The 18,971-nt window shown below is 69.7% G+C and carries 16 protein-coding genes; 5 read left to right on the plus strand and 11 right to left on the minus strand.

Annotated elements, in window-relative coordinates; translation table 11 throughout:
• Positions 1 to 8: 8 nt before the first annotated feature.
• From paaK to AKG07_RS00255, 6 genes are read right to left on the minus strand one after another with little or no spacing between them, the layout of a single operon-like run.
• The gene (gene paaK / locus AKG07_RS00230) at positions 9 to 1,304 is read right to left on the minus strand and encodes a phenylacetate--CoA ligase PaaK (protein ID WP_053095432.1); all 1,296 of its coding nucleotides are present in this window, start codon (positions 1,302 to 1,304) and stop codon (positions 9 to 11) included.
• 44 nt (positions 1,305 to 1,348) lie between these two features.
• The gene (gene paaI / locus AKG07_RS00235; RefSeq protein WP_053095433.1) at positions 1,349 to 1,741 is read right to left on the minus strand and encodes a hydroxyphenylacetyl-CoA thioesterase PaaI; all 393 of its coding nucleotides are present in this window, start codon (positions 1,739 to 1,741) and stop codon (positions 1,349 to 1,351) included.
• Positions 1,738 to 3,819 (minus strand): phenylacetic acid degradation bifunctional protein PaaZ, encoded by a 2,082-nt coding sequence (gene paaZ / locus AKG07_RS00240; protein ID WP_082297755.1) that lies wholly within the window; start codon positions 3,817 to 3,819, stop codon positions 1,738 to 1,740. The genes paaI and paaZ overlap by 4 nt, the downstream gene beginning before the upstream one ends.
• On the minus strand, positions 3,816 to 4,682 hold the full coding sequence (locus tag AKG07_RS00245) for a 3-hydroxyacyl-CoA dehydrogenase family protein (RefSeq protein ID WP_053095435.1): 867 nt from the start codon (positions 4,680 to 4,682) through the stop codon (positions 3,816 to 3,818). Before AKG07_RS00245 ends, paaZ begins: the two co-directional genes overlap by 4 nt.
• Positions 4,679 to 5,407 carry an enoyl-CoA hydratase/isomerase family protein gene (locus AKG07_RS00250; protein WP_053095436.1) on the minus strand — a complete coding sequence of 243 codons (729 nt, stop codon included), beginning with the start codon at positions 5,405 to 5,407 and terminating at the stop codon, positions 4,679 to 4,681. The genes AKG07_RS00245 and AKG07_RS00250 overlap by 4 nt, the downstream gene beginning before the upstream one ends.
• Positions 5,404 to 6,591 (minus strand): thiolase family protein, encoded by a 1,188-nt coding sequence (locus tag AKG07_RS00255; RefSeq protein WP_082298006.1) that lies wholly within the window; start codon positions 6,589 to 6,591, stop codon positions 5,404 to 5,406. Before AKG07_RS00255 ends, AKG07_RS00250 begins: the two co-directional genes overlap by 4 nt.
• A gap of 111 nt (positions 6,592 to 6,702) precedes the next feature.
• Here AKG07_RS00255 and AKG07_RS00260 point away from each other — a divergent pair, with 111 nt between their 5' ends.
• Entirely contained in the window at positions 6,703 to 7,314 is a 612-nt protein-coding gene (locus AKG07_RS00260) for a TetR/AcrR family transcriptional regulator (protein WP_053095438.1), read from the plus strand.
• A 6-nt stretch (positions 7,315 to 7,320) separates the two neighbouring features.
• Here AKG07_RS00260 and AKG07_RS00265 read toward each other — a convergent pair whose 3' ends face one another.
• Complete coding sequence (locus AKG07_RS00265; protein ID WP_232224529.1) at positions 7,321 to 8,184, minus strand: IclR family transcriptional regulator; 864 nt, start codon at positions 8,182 to 8,184, stop codon at positions 7,321 to 7,323.
• A gap of 62 nt (positions 8,185 to 8,246) precedes the next feature.
• On the opposite strand from AKG07_RS00265, the gene dhaK reads away from it, so the two are divergent.
• The 4 genes from dhaK to AKG07_RS00285 all read left to right on the plus strand — a co-directional run bounded on the left by dhaK (position 8,247) and on the right by AKG07_RS00285 (position 13,779).
• Positions 8,247 to 9,239 (plus strand): dihydroxyacetone kinase subunit DhaK, encoded by a 993-nt coding sequence (gene dhaK / locus AKG07_RS00270; protein WP_053095439.1) that lies wholly within the window; start codon positions 8,247 to 8,249, stop codon positions 9,237 to 9,239.
• On the plus strand, positions 9,239 to 9,880 hold the full coding sequence (dhaL, locus tag AKG07_RS00275; protein ID WP_082297756.1) for a dihydroxyacetone kinase subunit DhaL: 642 nt from the start codon (positions 9,239 to 9,241) through the stop codon (positions 9,878 to 9,880). Before dhaK ends, dhaL begins: the two co-directional genes overlap by 1 nt.
• Entirely contained in the window at positions 9,880 to 12,345 is a 2,466-nt protein-coding gene (ptsP, locus tag AKG07_RS00280) for a phosphoenolpyruvate--protein phosphotransferase (protein ID WP_082297757.1), read from the plus strand. The genes dhaL and ptsP overlap by 1 nt, the downstream gene beginning before the upstream one ends.
• Positions 12,346 to 12,489: 144 nt before the next feature.
• Positions 12,490 to 13,779 carry a sensor domain-containing protein gene (locus AKG07_RS00285; protein WP_053095441.1) on the plus strand — a complete coding sequence of 430 codons (1,290 nt, stop codon included), beginning with the start codon at positions 12,490 to 12,492 and terminating at the stop codon, positions 13,777 to 13,779.
• 53 nt (positions 13,780 to 13,832) lie between these two features.
• Here the strand turns inward: AKG07_RS00285 and AKG07_RS00290 are convergent, their stop codons facing one another.
• The 4 genes from AKG07_RS00290 to pdhA all read right to left on the minus strand — a co-directional run bounded on the left by AKG07_RS00290 (position 13,833) and on the right by pdhA (position 18,824).
• On the minus strand, positions 13,833 to 15,152 hold the full coding sequence (locus AKG07_RS00290) for an MFS transporter (protein ID WP_053099030.1): 1,320 nt from the start codon (positions 15,150 to 15,152) through the stop codon (positions 13,833 to 13,835).
• Positions 15,153 to 15,301: 149 nt separating this feature from the next.
• Positions 15,302 to 16,702, minus strand: a complete 1,401-nt coding sequence (locus AKG07_RS00295) for a dihydrolipoamide acetyltransferase family protein (RefSeq protein WP_082297758.1) — start codon at positions 16,700 to 16,702, stop codon at positions 15,302 to 15,304.
• Positions 16,699 to 17,727, minus strand: a complete 1,029-nt coding sequence (locus tag AKG07_RS00300; RefSeq protein ID WP_053095442.1) for an alpha-ketoacid dehydrogenase subunit beta — start codon at positions 17,725 to 17,727, stop codon at positions 16,699 to 16,701. The genes AKG07_RS00295 and AKG07_RS00300 overlap by 4 nt, the downstream gene beginning before the upstream one ends.
• Positions 17,724 to 18,824 (minus strand): pyruvate dehydrogenase (acetyl-transferring) E1 component subunit alpha, encoded by a 1,101-nt coding sequence (gene pdhA, locus AKG07_RS00305; RefSeq protein ID WP_053095443.1) that lies wholly within the window; start codon positions 18,822 to 18,824, stop codon positions 17,724 to 17,726. The genes AKG07_RS00300 and pdhA overlap by 4 nt, the downstream gene beginning before the upstream one ends.
• Positions 18,825 to 18,971 lie beyond the last annotated feature (147 nt).

The following is an 18,971-nucleotide window of genomic DNA, read 5'->3' on the forward strand; positions in this document are numbered from 1 at the left end:
CTCGAGCCCTACCGCAGGTCGTAGACCCGCTGGTATTTGCCCTCGCTCCGGGGCAGCGTGCCCGGCTCCTCGACCGTCACGTCGACGCTGGTGCCGATGTGCATCTTGATGCGGTGGGTGAGCACCGCAGCGGCGGCATCGCAGTCCTCGGCACTCAGCGACGGGTGTCGCTCGATGCGCACGGTCATCGTGTCGAGCTGCCCGACGTGGTGCAGCTCGAGCACGAAGTGCGGGGTGAGCGTCTCGATGCCCATCACCAGCTCCTCGATCTGGGTGGGGAAGAGGTTCACGCCGCGCAGGATGATCATGTCGTCGTTGCGGCCGGTGATCTTCTCCATGCGCCGAAGCGCCGGGTAGGTGGTTCCCGGCAGCAGGCGCGTCAGATCGCGCGTGCGATACCGGATCACAGGAAAAGCCTCTTTGGTCAGCGACGTGAAGACGAGCTCGCCGAGCGCATCGTCCGGCAGCCGTTCCCCGGTCTCTCCGTCGATGATCTCGGGCAGGAAATGGTCCTCCCAGATGTGCGGGCCGTCTTTCGTGAGCACGCTCTCGCTCGCGACCCCCGGCCCCATCACCTCGCTGAGCCCGTAGATGTCGACGGCATCGATGTTCAGTCGCCGCTCGATCTCACGACGCATCTCGTTCGTCCACGGCTCGGCGCCGAGCACCGCGACGCGCAGCGACGTGGTCGTCGGATCGATGCCCGAGGCTTCCATCGCGTCAGCGATCGTGAGCAGATAACTCGGCGTGCAGAGGATGGCATCCGGTTCGAAATCCGTGATCAGCTGCACCTGCCGGGCGGTCTGCCCTCCCGACACCGGGATCACGGTCGCTCCGAGACGCTCGATCCCGGCATGCGCGCCGAGTCCGCCGGTGAAGAGCCCGTAGCCGTAGGCGTTGTGCACCTTCATCCCCGCGCGGATGCCCGCGGCGTGCAGCGACCGCGCCACCAGGTCGCTCCACCGGTCGAGGTCTCCTTCGGTGTAGCCGACCACCGTCGGCCGCCCCGTCGTGCCCGACGACGCGTGGACGCGTCGCACGTCGGCCATCGGCACGGCGAACATGCCGAACGGATAGCTCTCGCGCAGGTCGGCCTTGGTGGTGAACGGCAGACGCCGCACGTCGTCGAGGGTGCGCACGTCGTCGGGGTGCACGCCGTGCTCGTCGAACTTGCGGCGATAGGTCGGCACGTTCTCGTAGGCATGCCGGACTGTCCACTGCAGGCGCTGCAGCTGCAGCCGCGCCAGTCGTTCAGACGAATGCAGCTCGGCCTCGGCACCGATCTCGGCATGTGTTGCGGTCATCGTCGACTCCTTCGTCGGGGGCAGAGCAGTGAGCGTGCGTGCGCTCAGGCGGGGTGCGACCGGTTCGTCGTGAGCGAGCGGCCGCGGACCTCGGCGACGACATCGCCCGATTCGTCGGTCACCGTCACGTCGTACAGGCCGTTGCGTCCGCTGACGACACGGCGCACCGCGCGCGCTGTCAGTCGCTGGCCGGCGGTCGTGGATTTCAGGAAGGTGATGTCGGCACCACCCGCGACCGTGACGCGATCGTCCTCGTTGCAGGCGATCGCGAAGGCGGTGTCGGCGAGGGTGAACACCAGTCCGCCATGCGTGATGGCGAACCCGTTCAGCATGTCGTCGCGCACGGTCATCGAGACGACGGCCTCTCCGGGGGCGTCCTCCTCGACGGTCATGCCGAGCATCTGCGAGGCGGCATCGCGCTGCATCATCTCTCTCATGCGGCGACGACCTCGGGTGTCGGCTGCTTGTTCACCAGCGTGAGCACGTCGTAGGTGGCGACGAGCTCGTCGCTCTGATTGCGGATCACCGCGTCCCAGCGCACCTCTCCGTACTCGTCCGTCTCACGCGGCGTGATCTGCTTCGCGGTCAGCTCGACGCGGATCGTGTCGCCGGGGGAGACCGGCGTGATGAATCGCAGGTTCTCCAGACCGTAGTTCGCGAGCACGGGTCCGGGCTCCGGATCGACGAAGAGACCGGCGGCCCACGAGACGAGCAGGTAGCCGTGCGCGACCCGTCCGGGGAAGAACGGGTTCGCGGCGGCGGATGCCTCGTCCATGTGGGCGTAGAACGTGTCGCCCGTGAAGTGCGCGAACGTCTCGATGTCGGCGAGGGTCACCTCGCGCGAGCCGGAGACGATCTGGTCGCCGATGCGGAGTTCCGCGAGCGACTTGCGGAACGGATGCCGACCGTCGCTGCGCGCGGCCGCCCCCGCGTGCCAGACACCCGTCAAGGCAGTCAGCATCTCGGGTGAACCCTGCACTGCCGTGCGCTGCATGTGATGCAGCACCGCGCGGATGCCGCCGAGCTCCTCACCGCCGCCGGCTCGACCGGGGCCGCCGTGCACGAGGTTGGGCAGGGGCGATCCGTGCCCGGTCGACGATCGTGCATCGTCGCGGTCGAGCAGCAGCATCCGGCCGTTGAACGGTGCGATGCGCGTGGCGAGCTCCACGGCCTGCGCCGGGTCATGCGTGGCGATGCTGGTGACCAGCGAGCCGCCACCTCGGGCGACGAGCGCTGCGGCCTCGGCGATGGTGTCGTAGGTGAGCAGCGACGACACGGGGCCGAAGGCCTCGATCGAGTGCGCCGCGTCGGACTGCGAGTCCTCGAAGCGCAGCAGCAGCGGCGACACGAAGGCTCCGTGGGGTGCGGTGCCGGTGCTGCCGTCTGCGCGACGGACCTCGGGAGCATCCGTCGTCCCGACGACGACCTGCCCGCCCGCCGCCTGCAGGCGATCCACCTGGCGCAGCACCTCATCGCGCTGCCCCGTCGAGGCCAGGGGACCCATGGTGACGCCCTCGGCGCGGGGGTCGCCCAGCACGGTCTTCTTAGCGAGGCGCGCCTGCACGGCGCCGATGATCGCGTCGGCCGAGCCCGCCGGCACGATCGCTCGCCGGATGGCCGTGCACTTCTGGCCGGCCTTGCTCGTCATCTCGGTGACGAGCTGGCGCACGTACGCGTCGAACTCCGGGGTGCCCTCGATCGCGTCTGTGCCGAGCACCGAGGCGTTGATCGAGTCGGTCTCGGCGGTGAACCGCACACCGCCGGTCTGCACCGCGGCGTGGGCTTTGAGGCTCTCCGCGGTCGACGCGCTGCCGGTGAACCCGACGATGTCGCCGAGCCGCAGGTTCTCGAACAGGTCAGGCACGCTGCCGCTGACGAGCTGCAGCGATCCGTCGGGCAGCAGTCCCGATTCGACGAGGATGCGCACCATCGCCTCGGCGACGTAGCCCGTGGGTGTCGCGGGCTTCACGAGCGTCGGCATGCCGGCGAGGAACGCGGGTGCGAACTTCTCGAGCGAACCCCACACCGGGAAGTTGAACGCGTTGATCTGCACAGCGACCCCGGGGAGCGTCGTGTAGACATGACGAGCCAGGAACGACCCGTCCTTCGACAGCGGCTCCACGGGGCCGTCGACATGCACGCGGCTGTTCGGCAGCTCGCGGCGACCCTTGCCCGAGTACGAGAAGAGCACGCCGATGCCGCCGTCGATGTCGACCCACGAGTCGGCCTTCGTGGCGCCGGTACGGGCGGACAGCGCATACAGCTCGTCCTTGCGCTCGGTGAGAGCGAGGGCGAACTGCTTCAGCAGCACCGCCCGCTGGTGGAACGTGAGCGCACCGAGGCTCTTCTGCCCGACGGAGCGGGCGTACTCCAGTGCCCCGGCCAGGTCGAGGCCCGCGGACGACACGACGGCGACGACGTCGCCGGTGGACGCATCGCGGACCTCTGTGGATCGCGTGGGTGACGACGGCGTCCACCACTCGCCCTGGACGTAGCTCGGCAGATACTCGGTCATCTCTCCTCGTTCCATGCGTAGAACCCTTCGCCGCTCTTGCGGCCCAGCTTTCCCTCGGCGACCATGCGGCGCAGCAGTTCCGGTGCAGCGAATCGCTCGCCGAGCGTGCGCTCCAGCTCTTCGGCGATGCCGAGGCGCACATCGAGCCCGACGATGTCGGTGGTGCGCAGCGGACCCATCGGATGCCGATACCCCAGCGTCATCGCGGCATCGATGTCGGCGGCCGAAGCGACGCCCTCCTCGAGCATCCGGATCGCCTCCAGGCCCAGCATCACGCCCAGCCGCGACGACGCGAAGCCCGGGGAGTCGCTGACGACGATCGGCGTCTTGCCGAGGGCGGCCACCCAGGCGGTGGCGCTCTCGACGACCGCCCGGTCGGTCGCTGCGCCGCGCACGACCTCGACCAGGGCCGAGGCGGGCACCGGATTGAAGAAGTGCAGGCCGAGGAATCGCTCCGGATGTCTGCGGCCCGCAGCGAGATCGTCGATCGAGATCGACGAGGTGTTGCTCGCCAGAACCGCCGTCGGGGGCAGCACGGCGTCGGCCCGGGACAGCGCGTCCTCCTTGAGGGCGCGGTCTTCGGGAACCGCCTCTATCGCGAGGTCGACCGCGGCGAAGGCTCCGGGATCGACGCCGGTCGTGATGCGCCCGGTCAATTCGGTCTCGTCGAGCGAGGGGTCGCGGTCGACGGATCTGCGGATGCTGTCGCCGATGCGGGTCAGCGCCGCCTCGGCGCTCGCCGCATCGCGCTCGATCACGCTGACGTGAGATCCGGCGAGCAGGAACGCATGTGCGATGCCGGCTCCCATGCGGCCGCCTCCGAGCACGCCGACCCGATTCGGGGCGCTGCCGATGTCGCTCATCGTCTCTTCTCCAGGAAGTCGGTCATGCGGCGGATCTTCTCGGGCGACTCGAACAGCTCGGCCTGAAGTTCGACCTCGATCGCCGGGTGGCCTGCTCGCGGAGTGCGCAGAGCGCGTTTGGTGTGCCGCGTCGCGAGGGGATCGTTCGCCGCGATGCGATCGACGATCCGGTGTGCGGCCGCGAGCAGCTCGTCGGCCGGATGGAGCGACGACACGAGTCCCCACCTCAGCGCCTCTTCGGCATCCAGAGCTCGGCCGGTGAGGAGCAGCTCGCTCGCCCTCGCGTCTCCGACGATCTCGGGCAGGCGCCAGGTCGCGCCGGCTGCGGCGATGATGCCGAGCCCGGTCTCGGGGTTGCCGATGCGGAGGGACGGCGTCGCGATGCGGATGTCGGCGGCGTAAGCGAGTTCGGCTCCGCCCCCGAGCGCGTATCCGTCGAGTGCGGCGATCACCGGCATCGGGAGATCGTGGACGCGGATGAATGCGGTCGCATTGATGGCGCGCCGGGCGTCGTCGGCGGTGCGATCGCGCAGCTGGGCGATGTCGGCGCCCGCCGCGAAGACGCCGTCGGCGCCGGTGATGATCAGCGTGCGCGGCGTCCGCTCGAGCAGCGCGCAGAGTTCGTGTAGCGCGTCGATCGTCGCCTGGTCGATGGCGTTGCGCTTCTCGGGCCGGTCGAGCGTGGCGATCACCCGGTCTCGATGCTCCTCGATGCGCAGAGTCATGTCAGACGCTCCACGATCATCGCGGTGCCCTGACCCACGCCGACGCACATCGTGGCCAGACCGAAGCGCGCGTTCTCGCGCTCGAGTCGGCCGAGCAGTGTGACGATGAGTCGGGATCCGCTGGAGCCGAGGGGATGGCCGAGTGCGATGGCTCCGCCGTCGGCGTTGACGATCGACGGGTCGAGTCCGAGGCGGCGGATGCAGGCGAGGGACTGCGAGGCGAAGGCCTCGTTGAGCTCGACGGCACCGAGGTCGCCGACCTGCAGGCCCGCCTTCGCGAGTGCCTTCTGTGTTGCCGGCACGGGACCCAGGCCCATGATCTCGGGAGCGAGCGCGGCGGTCGCCGAGGCGACGATCCGTGCGCGCGGACGAAGGCCATGTCGCTCGACCGCTTCGGCGCTCGCCACGATGATCGCCGAGGCTCCGTCGTTCAAGGAACTGGAGTTGCCCGCCGTGACGACCTGGCCGCCTGCGACGACCGGACGGAGTGCGGCCAGCGCGTCGAGCGTGCTGTCCCTGCGCGGGCCTTCGTCGGTGTCGACGAGTCCGCGGCCCGTCTCAACGCCCACGATCTCGGGGGCGAGGCGTCCCCCGTCGATCGCCGAGATGGCGCGCTGATGGCTCAGAAGCGCGAAGGCGTCGGCATCCGCTCTGGTGATCCCGTCGATGCGTGCGACCTCTTCGGCGGTCTCGGGCATCGAGAACGTGGCCTTGTCGCGGGCGCTCAGCCGCGGGTTCGTGAAGCGCCAGCCGATCGACGTGTCGAAGGCCGCGCCGGGCTTGGCCCATGCCCGCTCGGGCTTCGCCTGCACCCAGGGCGCGCGTGTCATGGACTCGACGCCACCGGCGACGATGAGGTCGGCGTCCCCTGCGCGCACGGCGTTCGCGGCGAGTGCGATGGCTGACATCCCTGAGGCGCAGAGGCGGTTGACGGTCAATCCGGGGATCGAATCGGGGAGGTCCGCGAGCAGCACGGCCATCCGTGCGACGTTGCGGTTGTCCTCGCCCGCCTGATTCGCGGCGCCGAGGATCACCTCGTCGATGTCGTCGCCGGGGATGGCGGCTCGCGAGACTGTGGCGGCGACGACGAGGGCCGCCAGATCGTCCGGACGGATGCCGGCGAGTGCGCCTCCGTAGCGACCGACGGGGGTGCGGACCCCGTCGACGAGATAGGCCTCGGACATCGTCATCCTCTCGAACGCCCACGCTGGCGATAATTTCAGACCGATCGGTCAGGAATACGATCTCAGATCCTTCCGCGAATGGCAACTCATCCGGACTGACAGACTGGGCCCATGGCAGAGCCCGGAATCCAGGCGCCGGCCCCCAAGCGCGGCCGGCCAGGTTATGACCGCGAGCAGGTGCTCGCGGTCGCCGTCAAGGTCTTCAACGAGCACGGCTACGACGCGACGAGCGTGGCCGACCTCAGCGCGACGCTGGGGCTGACGAAGTCGGCGCTCTACCATCACTTCGAATCGAAGTCGGCGATCCTCGAGCTCGCGCTGAACGATGCGCTCGATGCGCTCGAGGCCGTCGTCGATGACGCGACCGCGCAGCACTCGCTGGCCTCCGACCGGCTGCGGGCGATCATCCGCGGCGCGGTGCGGGTGCTCACCGAGAAGCTCCCCTCGGTGACGCTGCTGCTGCGCGTGCGGGGGAACGGCGATGTCGAGACCTCCGCGCTGGTGCGCAGACGTGCGTTCGACCAGCGCGTGACCGCGATCGTGTCGGAAGCGCAGACCGAGGGGCTGATCCGTGACGACGTCGATGCGGCGGTCGCCACCAGGCTCATCTTCGGGATGATCAACTCGGTCGTCGAGTGGTATCGACCCGGGGGTCCCGTCGATCCCGACGAGCTGGGGGAGGACATCCTGCGGGTGAGCCTCGACGGGCTGCAGTCCCGCTGAGCGGGCTCAGTCGTCGGCCGGCGCCACGCGGGGAGGCCAGCTGGTCGCTCCGAGCTCGCGGGAGATGTTGCGCGCCGTCTCGCGCAGCGCGTTGAGCACCGCGTCCGAGGCGGGCGCCTGCGATGTGGGCATCACGACGGCGACCGCGGCGACGATGTCGTTCGACGCGTCGGCGACCGGCGCGGCGACGGACGACTCTCCGAGCACGGCCTCATCGGTCTCCGAGGCGCTGCCCCGCTCGGCGATGGCCGGCAGGTCGAGCAGCAGTCGGGCGACGTCGGTGATCGTGTCCCCGGTGAGGCTGTGCAGCGGCCGCTCGAAGACGGTGCGCTGGAAGCCGAGGTCGTGCGCCAGCAGGACCTTTCCCATCGCGGAGGCATGCGCGGGGATCGCCACGCCGGTCTCGAGCATCTGCTGGCTGTCGTCCGGACGCAGGTCGTGGTGGATCACGAGCACCTCGTGGAAGTGCGGCGCCCCGAGGCGCACCGGCAGGTTCGTGCGGCGTGCGAGCTCCTGCGTCCACCGCATGGCTCTGGCCCGGACGTCGAGGGTGTCGAGGTAGACGTTGCTCAGCCGCAGCAGGGTGGGACCGAGCATGTAGCGCTGCCCGCCGCGCTCCTTCGCGACGAGTCCGTGCTCGCGCAGGGACTTGACGATCCCGTGCACGGTCGACGGGGGAAGGCTCAGGGCGAGCGCGAGATCCGTGATGCCGAGATGGCGCGCACCCTGCAGCAGCTCGAGCACTTTCGCTGCGCGATCGATGGCCTGGATCATCGCGGCTCCTCTCTCCGGATCGTCGTCGAGCCGGGCGGTCGCATCGGTCGTCAGGTCGATCTTGACAACTCGACTGCGCCCGAGCATATTCGACATTGACGAATAACTTTCCAATATTGCGAAAGAGCGCCGCCGTAGAGATCAAGGGAGATCGAACGATGAAGAAGCTCATCAACAACCCCGCCGATGTGCTGGTCGAGTCGCTGCGCGGCGTCGCACTCGCGCATCCGGAGCTCTCGGTCGACCTCGAGACGCACGTGATCACCCGCTCGACGCCGAAGGCGGAGGGGAAGGTCGCGATCGTCTCGGGTGGAGGGTCCGGCCACGAACCGCTGCATGGGGGATACGTGGGCGTCGGCATGCTCGACGCCGCCGTCGCCGGCGAGGTCTTCACCTCGCCCACCCCCGATCGAGTGCAGGCCGCCACGAAGGCCGTCGATCGCGGGGCCGGTGTCCTGCACATCGTGAAGAACTACACGGGAGACGTGCTCAACTTCGAGATGGCGGCCGAACTCGCCTCGATGGAGGGCATCGAGGTCGGCACCGTGATCGTCGATGACGATGTCGCCGTGCAGGACTCGCTCTACACGGCAGGGCGTCGTGGCGTCGGACTCACGGTGCTGCTCGAGAAGCTGGTCGGCGCCGCGGCTGAGGAGGGGCAGGATCTCGACGCCGTCGTCGCCCTCGCGAAGCGCATCAACGGACAGGGGCGGTCGATGGGCATGGCGCTCACCAGCTGCACGGTTCCCGCAGCGGGCAAGCCGACGTTCGATCTGCCCGAGGACCAGATGGAGATCGGCATCGGCATCCATGGCGAGCCCGGTCGGCACCGGGAGCCACTGGCGCCGGCATCCGAGATCGCCCGGCAACTCGTGGAGCCGATCCTCGCCGATCTCGACGTCTCAGGTCCCGCCATCGTGATGCTCAACGGCATGGGCGGATCCCCGCTGATCGAGCTGTATCTGATGTACGGCGAGGTGGCCGCGCTGCTCGAGCAGGCGGGAGTGCAGATCGCCCGCAACCTGGTCGGCGACTACATCACCTCGCTCGACATGGCCGGCTGCTCGCTCACGGTGCTGAAGGCCGACGACGAGCTGCTCAGGCTGTGGGACGCGCCCGTCAACACCCCCGGACTGCGATGGGGGGCATGATGGCGGCGATCGACACCGCGGCCCTGGCCGACTGGATCCGGCGGTTCCGCGACATCATCGCCGAGAAGCGCGAATGGCTCACCGAGCTGGACTCGGCGATCGGAGACGCCGACCACGGCGCGAACATGGCCCGTGGCATGGATGCGGTCGTGGCGAAGCTCGACTCGGGTGTGCCCGACACGGTCGACGAGCTGCTCAAGACCGTCGGCATGACTCTCGTGAGCTCGGTCGGAGGCGCCAGCGGGCCGCTCTACGGCACGCTGTTCCTGCGGATGGGGATGGCTGCAGGGCCCGTGACCGAGCTCGATGGCGCCGGACTCGGCGGCTCGCTGCGTGCCGGCCTCGATGGCATCGTCGCTCGCGGCAAGGCCGAGGCCGGCGACAAGACCATGTTCGACGCCATGGCGCCCGCAGTGGACGCGTTCGACGCCGCGATCTCCGAAGGGGGAGACCTGTCTGCCGCGACGGCGGCGGCCGCAGAGGCTGCCGCGTCCGGTCGGGATGCCACCGAACCGCTCGTCGCCCGGAAGGGACGTGCGAGCTATCTCGGGGAACGCAGTGCCGGCCATCTCGACCCCGGTGCGGCGTCGACGACACTGCTGTTCGAGTCCCTCGCCCAGGCGACCGCGGAATCCTCCTGATGATCGGCATCGTCGCCGTCTCCCACAGTGCTCGACTCGGGGAGGCGGCGCTGGAGCTCGCCCTGCAGATGGTGCAGGGCGGGGGAGCGCGAGTGAGAGTCGCCGCAGGCGCCGGAACGGATGCCGACGGCGCCCCCGTCCTCGGCACGGATGCCGTCGCTGTCGCCGCGGCGATCGACGAGCTGGCCGCCGACTGCGACGGTGTCCTCGTGCTGATGGATCTCGGCTCCGCAGTGCTGAGCGCCGAGCTCGCGCTGGAGCTGCGGACGAGCGATGTGCCGGTGCGCCTCGCCCCCGCGCCGTTCGTGGAAGGGCTGCTGGCGGCCGTGGTGTCGGCGGCGTCCGGCGCATCCCTGGACGTCGTCGCGGGGGAGGCGTCGATCGCGCTCGCCGCCAAGAGCGGCCAGCTCGAGGACCCGTCGACGGGAGCCGCTCCGATCGAGTCCGCATCGACCGACCGGTCGGGTGCCGTGACGCGGACGGTGGTCGTGCGCAATCCGCTCGGTATCCACGCGCGACCGGCGGCTCTGATCGCCGAGGCATCGGCGGGCATCGATGTGCGACTGCGTCGACTGCCCGACGGGACTGAGGCATCGGGTGCGAGCCTGTCACGACTGCTGATCCTCGGTGCCAGGCAGGGCGACCGGATCGAGCTGTCGGCACTCGGGCGCGACGCCGAGGGGGCGCTCGACCGACTGGTGGCCCTTTTCGACGACGGATTCGGTGAAGGCACGGACGTCGACGCCGTCGCCTCGGGGTCGGTCGGGGCGCACGCTGCAGAGGCAGCCCCCGAGTCCCCTCCCGTCCGGGCAGGCGACGTGCTGCGTGGTCGCGGCGTGAGCTCGGGCAGGGTCGCCGCCGAGGCCGTGCTCCTCGCCGCGCCCGTGCGCGAGCCGGACGAGAGCACCGTCGTCGCGCCTGGTGATCGGGAGGCCGAGGCATCTGCGATCGAGTGGGCCGCAGTGGCGGTGGCAGACCAGCTGCGGGCGCGCACGAGGGCGGCGACCGGCGAGGCTCGGGCGATCCTCGACGCGTCGCGTCTGCTGGCCTCCGACCCCGAACTGGTGGCCGAGGCGGCGGACGTCGTGCGGTCGCGGGGTCGAACGGCCGCGCGGGCGATCTGGGAGACATCGGCGGCGCACGAGAAAGGACTCGCGGCTCTCGGTGGGCGGATGGCCGAGCGAGCGGCCGACATCCGCGACGTCCGTGATCGGATGATCGCGGAGATCCTCGAGGTCGAGATGCCGGGCGTTCCCGAGGGTGATGAGCCTTTCGTGCTGGTCGCGTCGGATCTCGCCCCCGCGGACACGGCAGCCTTGGAAGGCGGCAACTGCGTCGCGCTCGTGACCCAGCAGGGCGGCCCCACCTCGCATACGGCGATCATCGCCCGGTCGCTCGGAATCCCCGCAGTGGTCGGAGTCATCGGCGCGACCGGGATCCCGCGCGGTGCGGTCGTGCTCGTCGACGGCGATCGGGGCACGGTCGAGATCGACCCGAGCAGCTCTCGAGTCACCGAGGCGAAGGCCGCGTCGCTCGTGGTGCCGTTCGACGGCGAGGGGGTGCTCGCCGACGGACGGCGCATCCCGCTCCTCGCCAATGTCGGGGGAGCGGCCGAGGCCGTCGTGGCCGCTGCCTCGAAGGCCCAGGGCGTCGGTCTCTTCCGCACCGAGTTCTGCTTCCTCGACCGCGCCGACGCACCGACGATCGAGGAGCAGGTCGACGCCTACCGAGGTGTCCTCGCCGCGTTTCCGGGGCAGAGGGTCGTGGTGCGCACGCTCGATGCCGGCAGTGACAAACCGCTGCCTTTCGCGAACTCCGACGCGGAGGACAATCCCGCCCTCGGCGTGCGGGGACTCCGGATCGCGCGACGGGCCCCGAAGCTGCTGGACGATCAGCTCAGGGCACTGGCGCTCGCCGCGGGGGCGGAGTCGGCACTCGTCGAGGTGATGGCTCCGATGGTGGCCACGGTCGATGAGGCACGCGACTTCGCGGAGCGTGCGCGAGAAGCCGGACTGGAGACTGTGGGGGTGATGATCGAGACGCCCTCCGCCGCGCTCCTCGCGTCGGAGATGCTCGAGGTCGTCGACTTCGTGAGCATCGGGACCAACGACCTCGCCCAGTACGCGCTCGCGGCTGATCGACTGCTCGGAGAGCTGGGCGATCTGAACGATCCGTGGCAGCCGGCCGTGCTGCGACTGATCGGGCAGGCGGGTGCGGCCGGACGCCGGTGGGGCCTGCCGGTGGGGGTATGCGGCGAGGCCGCTGCCGATCCCGCTCTGGCCGCCGTGCTCGTGGGGCTCGGCGTCACGTCGTTGTCGATGACACCGCGTGCGCTGGGTCGAATCGCGGCGGCGCTCGCGGGCGTCACGGGCGAACAGTGCGATGCCGCTGCGCAAGCGGTCCTGAGAGCAGCGACGGCTGTCGATGCCCGCGCCGCCGCAGCCGCGGTACTCAACGGAGAGTGACGCGGTCGTCCCGTCGACGACATATGCGCTTTCCGGCATCATTCTGATCTCGACATGCACGGGCTCCTGGTCGAGGTCGTCCCAGCGCGCCTAGGCTCCAGGAGGGGGCGTCTGCATCGGCGAATGACGAGGTCGGAGGATTCAATGGCTGTCTTCATCACGGGTCGAGCGCGAGTGACGCTCGCCTTGATCGGGATCGGTGCCGTGGCCGCCGTGAGCGCCTGCGCCCCGAGTCCCCAGACGTCATCGCCTCCGTCGCCATCGCCGTCCCGGACGACCGCCGCGCCCGAGCCGTATGCCGAACCGATCGTGTTCGTCGGCGACGAGCTCGACGCATTCGCGCTCGCCCCCGAGGAGATCGTGGGGATCGTTCCGGACGCCACGGACGTCGGCGATCCGTCGCCGGTCCTCGAACAGATATCGGACGGAGGAAGCCTCCCTGCGGATCCGCCGATCTGCGACGCTCTCTACGCCGAGCAGTCACTCGGCAGCGTCGGGGCGAGGACGATCGAGTGGCAGGTGCCGACGGATCCCACGAACGGCTTCGGCCGGATGACGATCATGCAGTTCGCCGACGAGGCTCACGCCGAGGGCCGCATGGATCAGCTGCTCCAGGCAGCCGAGCAGTGCGCCGAGTTCGTCAAAGAGGGGACCGTCTCCTTCGATGCCGTGATCCCCGAGGCGTCCGAGAACACCCGGGCCTTCGCGGGCTCGCTGATCGATGCGGCCCTGGACTGGCGGTCGTTCAGCGCGTTCGCCTCGACCGGGAACGTGATCGTGCAGCTGTGGCAGCCTTTCAGCGGCGATCGCGACTTCGACGCCGAGGCGGCGGCGCTGCTGCTTCGAGAACGCGCCGAGGAGGCCCGGTCCGGACTGGTCGAGGAGCTCACCGAGAACCCGCCCGTCGCCGAGACAGACCCCTCCGGCGATCCCGGAACCGCGTGGAGTGACTGGCAGGTCGGAGTCGGCGGCGTGGGTCCGCTCCGACTCGGCGACTCGGTCGAGTCCGCGATCGCCGCCGCCGGCGAGGACGCGCAGGTCGTCGAACCCGAGTACGACGGCGGCCCGTGGACCCTCATCGCCCCCACGGAGGCGGGGACGATCCTGGTGCGCCCCGTGGAGGCCGGCGATGCCGTCTGGTCGATCACCGTCGGGAGCGACCGCAGCCTCGGCGACACCGTCGGTGACGGAGCCGCGCTGCCGTCGCGAGGTGATATCCGCCTCGGCGCCCCCGTGGCGGATGCGATGGCTGCTCACCCCGGAGGCACCGTGGTCGAGGTCGTGTCGTCGAGCGATCACTTCTACGCCGTCACGACGCGCGACGGGCAGGTCTTCCGTTTCCAAGCCGATCGCGGGGTGCTCGAGGAGGGGGCGACGATCGTCGGCATCACGGTCGAGGACGCGACGGCACGTACGCCGCTGGTCTTCGGCTGACTGCGGGCCGGTCGGATGACCGACCGGCCCGCAGCATGCCGGGAAGACGATGATCAGGCGTGCAGATCCACGCCCTTGGTCTCCTTCACCATCGACACGGCGATGAGGGAGATCACCGCCGTGATGGCGATGTAGACGCCGATCGTCCAGGCCGCCTGGAACTGGTTCATCAGAGCCTCCGCGATCATCGGTGCGAACGCCCCGCCGAGGATGGCACCCAGCGCGTATCCGATCGAGACGCCCGAGTAGCGGACGTTGGCCGGGAACATCTCGGCATAGAGAGCCGCCTGCGGGCCGTACGAGAGCCCGAGCGCGAACGTCATCACGAACAGCGCCACGAAGTACCAGAAGATGTTCGCCGTGTCGATCAGGAACCACATCGGCACCGCCCACAGCGCGAGCGCGATGTACCCGATCTGGAAGGTGCGGACGCGTCCGAGACGATCGGAGAGGTGGCCGCCCCAGAGCGTGAAGATGAGCCAGCCGAACGACGCGAGCGTCGTCGCCAGCAGCACGGGAGGACGCTCCATGCCGAGGGCGGTGACGGCGTAGGTCGCGAAGAACGCGATGAGCAGGTACCCGGCGGCGTTGTTGCCGATGAAGATCAGGGCAGTGAGCACGACCTGCTTGGTGTTCTTGCGGAACAGGCGACCCAGCGGCGCAGAGGCCTCCCGACGACGACGACGGAGATCCTCGAAGACGGGGCTCTCGTCGACGGCGCGCCTGATCACGTAGCCGACGGCGATCAGCACGATCGACATCAGGAACGGGATCCGCCAGCCCCACTCGAGGAACGCCTCGGGGGACATCGAGCTCGTCAGCACCCAGAGCGTGGCTGTGGCGAGGATCATGCCGATCGGGACGCCGATCTGCGGGAAGGCGCCGAAGAGCCCCCGGCGGGCCGTGGGGGCGTGCTCGACGGCCATCAGTGCCGCTCCGCCCCACTCGCCGCCCGCCGAGAACCCCTGCAGGATGCGGAGCACGATGAGAAGGATCGGAGCGGCGACGCCGATCGCGGCGTAGGTCGGCAGCACGCCGATCAGGGAGGTGGAGAGTCCCATCATCACGAGCGTGAAGACGAGCATCTTCTTGCGGCCCAGCTTGTCGCCCAGGTGCCCGGCGACGATGGCTCCCAGGGGGCGGAAGAGGAAGGAGATCCCGATCGTGGCGAAGGAGAGGATCTGCGCGAACCCCTTGTTCTCCTCAGCGATCGGGGCGAGGAAGAGCGGCGCGAGCACGAGGCCGGCTGCTTGCGCGTAGATGAAGAAGTCGTACCACTCGATCGAGGTGCCGACCAGGGTGCTGGCGAGGACTCGCCGCTCCTCGGCGGGCATTCGCGCTGTCGAGGTGCGCGCGGATACTGCTGACGTCATGAAGAACTCCATTGTTCTGCGGGTGCGGAGGAGCGACGCTGCGTCACCCCGAGCTACTTACCGAATGATCGGTCAGTAATTGACGAGAGTAGCGCACGGTGGCCGGGCGACCCAAGCCCCACATCTGCGACCGCGCGACTCAGACGTCCTCACACCTTGCCGAACGCGCGCAGCGGATGCTCGATGAGCTCCGTGACGCGGCGGAGGAAGCTCGCCGCATACCCGCCGTCGCACACGCGGTGATCGAACACCAGCGACAGTTGAGCGACGCGGCGGGCGACGATCTGACCGTCGATCACCCACGGGCGCTCGATGATGCGACCGATGCCGAGGATCGCGACGTCGGGGTGGTTGATGATCGCGGCCGAGCCGTCGACCCCGAGCCCGCCGTAGTTGTTGAGGGTGAACGTCGACCCCCGCAGCCGCTCCGGAGGCATCGCCCCCGAACGCGCCGTCGCCGACAGCTCGCGCAGCGCGACATCGAGCTGTTCGACGGTGAGCTCGTGCGCCCGCGGGATGACGGGCACCAGGAGGCCGCGCTCGGTGTCGGCGGCGACGCCGAGGTTGAGGCCGTCGAAGGAGATGATCTCCGACCCGTCGTCGCTCAGGCGGGAGGCGAGCACCGGATGCTCCGCGAGCGCGAGCACGACGAAGCGTGCCACGAGGGCGGTGATCGACGGTGCCCTGCCGCCGGCCGGTACCATCTCGGAGCGCAGATTCCAGAGCTCGGTGGCATCGACGTCGACCCAGACCGTGGCCTCGGGGATCTCGGAGCGGCTGCGGGTCAGTCGTGCGCTGACCGCCTTGCGCAGCGGGGACATCCGCTCACGGGAGACGACGGCGAGGCCATCGAGACGTTCGGCGTTCGCGGACTGCGGCTGGTGATCATCGCGGCGATGCTGCGCCGCTGCCCCGTCGACGGCGTCGTCGACAGCGGCCGCCAGCACGTCGGCGCGCGTGACGGCGCCGTCATGGCCGGTCGGGGTGATGGCGTGGACGTCGAGTCCGAGGTCGCGGGCGAGTCGTCGCACCAGGGGAGAGCGGACGGCCACGGGCCGCCGTTCCGAAGCATTCGGGTCCGGCTTCTCGCGTGGCATCTCGGATGCCGCCGTCGCCTTCGGGCGCCGTCGGCCGGTCGCGCCGCGCTCCGAGGTCCCATAGCCGATCAGGACGTTGCCGGACCCTGCGCGCTCCTCTTCGCGGTACGCCTCCTGCTCCGGATCGCCGGCATCCGCACGGAGATCTCCTCCCGCATCCGTGTCCGGAGCGTCCGCCGAGGAAGGATCCGCAGAAGAAGAAGCGCCGTCGGCGACCTCGAGCACCGGCGCTCCGACGTCGATGGTCTCGCCCGGTTCTCCGTGCAGTGCGGTGACGACGCCGGCGAAGGGCGACGGCAGCTCGACCACGCTCTTCGCCGTCTCGACCTCGGCGATCGCCTGGTCGGTGACGATCGTGTCGCCGACGGAGACGAGCCACTGCACGAGTCCGGCCTCGGTGAGTCCCTCGCCGAGGTCCGGCAGCCGGAAGACGTGGGTGGTCAGCGCCGTCATGACTCGTCTTCCCAGTGCAGCAAGTCGATGGCGTCCAGCACGCGGTCGACGTCGGGCAGGTACCAGTGCTCGAGCTTGGGCGGGGCGTAGGGGGTGTCGAATCCGGTGACGCGGCGCACCGGAGCCTCGAGGTACTCGAAGCAGCGCTCGAAGACGCGCGCCTGGATCTCGGAGGCCACGCTGGCGAATCCGGGAGCCTCGGCGATCACGACCGCTCGTCCGGTCGCCCGCACGGCGGCGGTGACCGTGGCGTCGTCGAACGGGGACAGCGAACGGATGTCGACGACCTGCACGCTGCGCCCCTCGGATGCCGCCACATCGGCGGCCTCGAGCGCGAGCGGCACCGAGGCGCCGTAGGCGAGCAGGGTGACGTCGGTGCCCTCGCGGGCGATGCGGGCGGAGCCGATGTCCGCCGTCGCCGAGGTGTCGACCTCTCCCTTCGTCCAGTACAGCTTCTTCGGCTCGAGGAAGATCACCGGGTCGGGCGAGGCGATCGCCGCCCGGAGCAGCGAATAGGCGTCCTGGGGAGTCGACGGGCTCACGACGGTGAGGCCCGGGGTGTGCGCGTAGTACGCCTCGGAGGAGTCGCAGTGGTGCTCGACCCCGCCGATGCCGCCGCCGAACGGGATGCGGATCACGAGCGGCATCCGCACCGCACCGCGCGTCCGGTTGCCGAGCTTCGCGACGTGACTGACGATCTGCTCGAACGCCGGCAGTGCGAAGGCGTCGAACTGCAGCTCGACGACGGGACGCATGCCGTTCATGGCCATGCCGACGGCTGTGCCGACGATGCCGGATTCGGCGAGCGGGGTGTCGAAGCAGCGGTCCTCGCCGAACCGCGCCGTGAGTCCGTCGGTGATGCGGAACACGCCGCCGAGCGCTCCGACGTCCTCGCCGAAGACGACGACCTCGGGATCGCTCTCGATCGCATCCGCGAGGGCGAGGTTCAGCGCGGCGGCCATGCTCATGGTCGACACGGACAGTGCGCCGGTGTCGACCCGGATGTCGTCGTGGGCGATGGTCATCGTGCACCTCCGGCTGCTGCGTGGTTGCGTGCGATCTCGTCCCTCAGCATCTGCCACTGCTCCTCGCGCTGCGGAGAGCGGGTCTCTGTGACGAAGCGGAACAGATCCTCGGGATCGATCTCGGCATCGACGTTGAGCGCCTCTCGCATCGCCGCGGCGGTCTTCTCGGCCTCCGCCGCGTACTCGGCTTCGCGGCCGGCCGTGAGGACGCCGGCGCTCGTCAGGTGTGCTCGCAGTCGCGTCAGCGGGTCGCGCTCGACCCACGCCTGGACCTCGGCGCGCTCGCGATAGCGCGTGTCGTCGTCGGCGTTCGTGTGCGCCTGCATCCGATAGGTGTGCGCCTCGATGAGCGTCGGACCGTCGCCCGAGCGGGCATGTGCGATGGCCTCGCCGAGAACGGCCAGCACGGCGGCGACGTCGTTGCCGTCGACGCGCTGCCCCGGCATCCCGTATCCGATCGCCTTGTGGGCCAGCGACGGCGCGGCGGTCTGACGGCTGAGCGGCACCGAGATCGCGAACTCGTTGTTCAGCACGAGGAAGACGACCGGCACACGGAAGACGGCGGCGAAGTTCAGCGCCTCGTGGAAGTCGCCCTCACTGGTCGCACCGTCGCCGCACAGTGCCAGGACGGCCGTCTGCTCTCCGCGCTTCTTCGCGGCATACGCGAAGCCGACGGCGTGCAGCAGCTGTGTGGCGAGCGGAGTGGCCTGAGGCGCGACGTGGTGCGCTCGCACGTCGTAGCCCGAATGCCAGTCGCCCTTCAGCAGCACCATCGCCTCGGCCGGTGCGACACCCCGGGCGATCACCGCGACCGAGTCCCGATACGTGGGGAAGAGCCAGTCGCCGGCGTCGAGGGCGAGGGCCGCTCCGATCTGGCACGCCTCCTGACCGTGCGACGACGGGTAGACGGCGAGGCGGCCCTGGCGGACGAGAGCGCTGGCCTGATCGTTGATGCGGCGCCCCTCGACGAGACCGCGATAGGCGGCGAGCAGGGTGTCCGTATCCGGCAGCGGGAAGTGCGGGTCGTCGACGACACGGCCCTCTGCGTCGATGAGCTGCACCGCCGTGTCGCGCGGGAGCAGGTGTGCGTGTTCCATCCGTTCGCCCTCCTTGCCGAACTCGATGACGCCAGCATGCTCTCCTCGCTACAGGCGTCCAAGAACATTCCGCGCATCGTGGACGAATGCGATCTACTTGCTCACCTCCGTGACGAAATGTCAGAATTCAGGCAGAGGACGAAGGGG

This window comes from Microbacterium sp. CGR1 (assembly GCF_001266755.1).
Classification (GTDB): Bacteria; Actinomycetota; Actinomycetes; order Actinomycetales; family Microbacteriaceae; genus Microbacterium.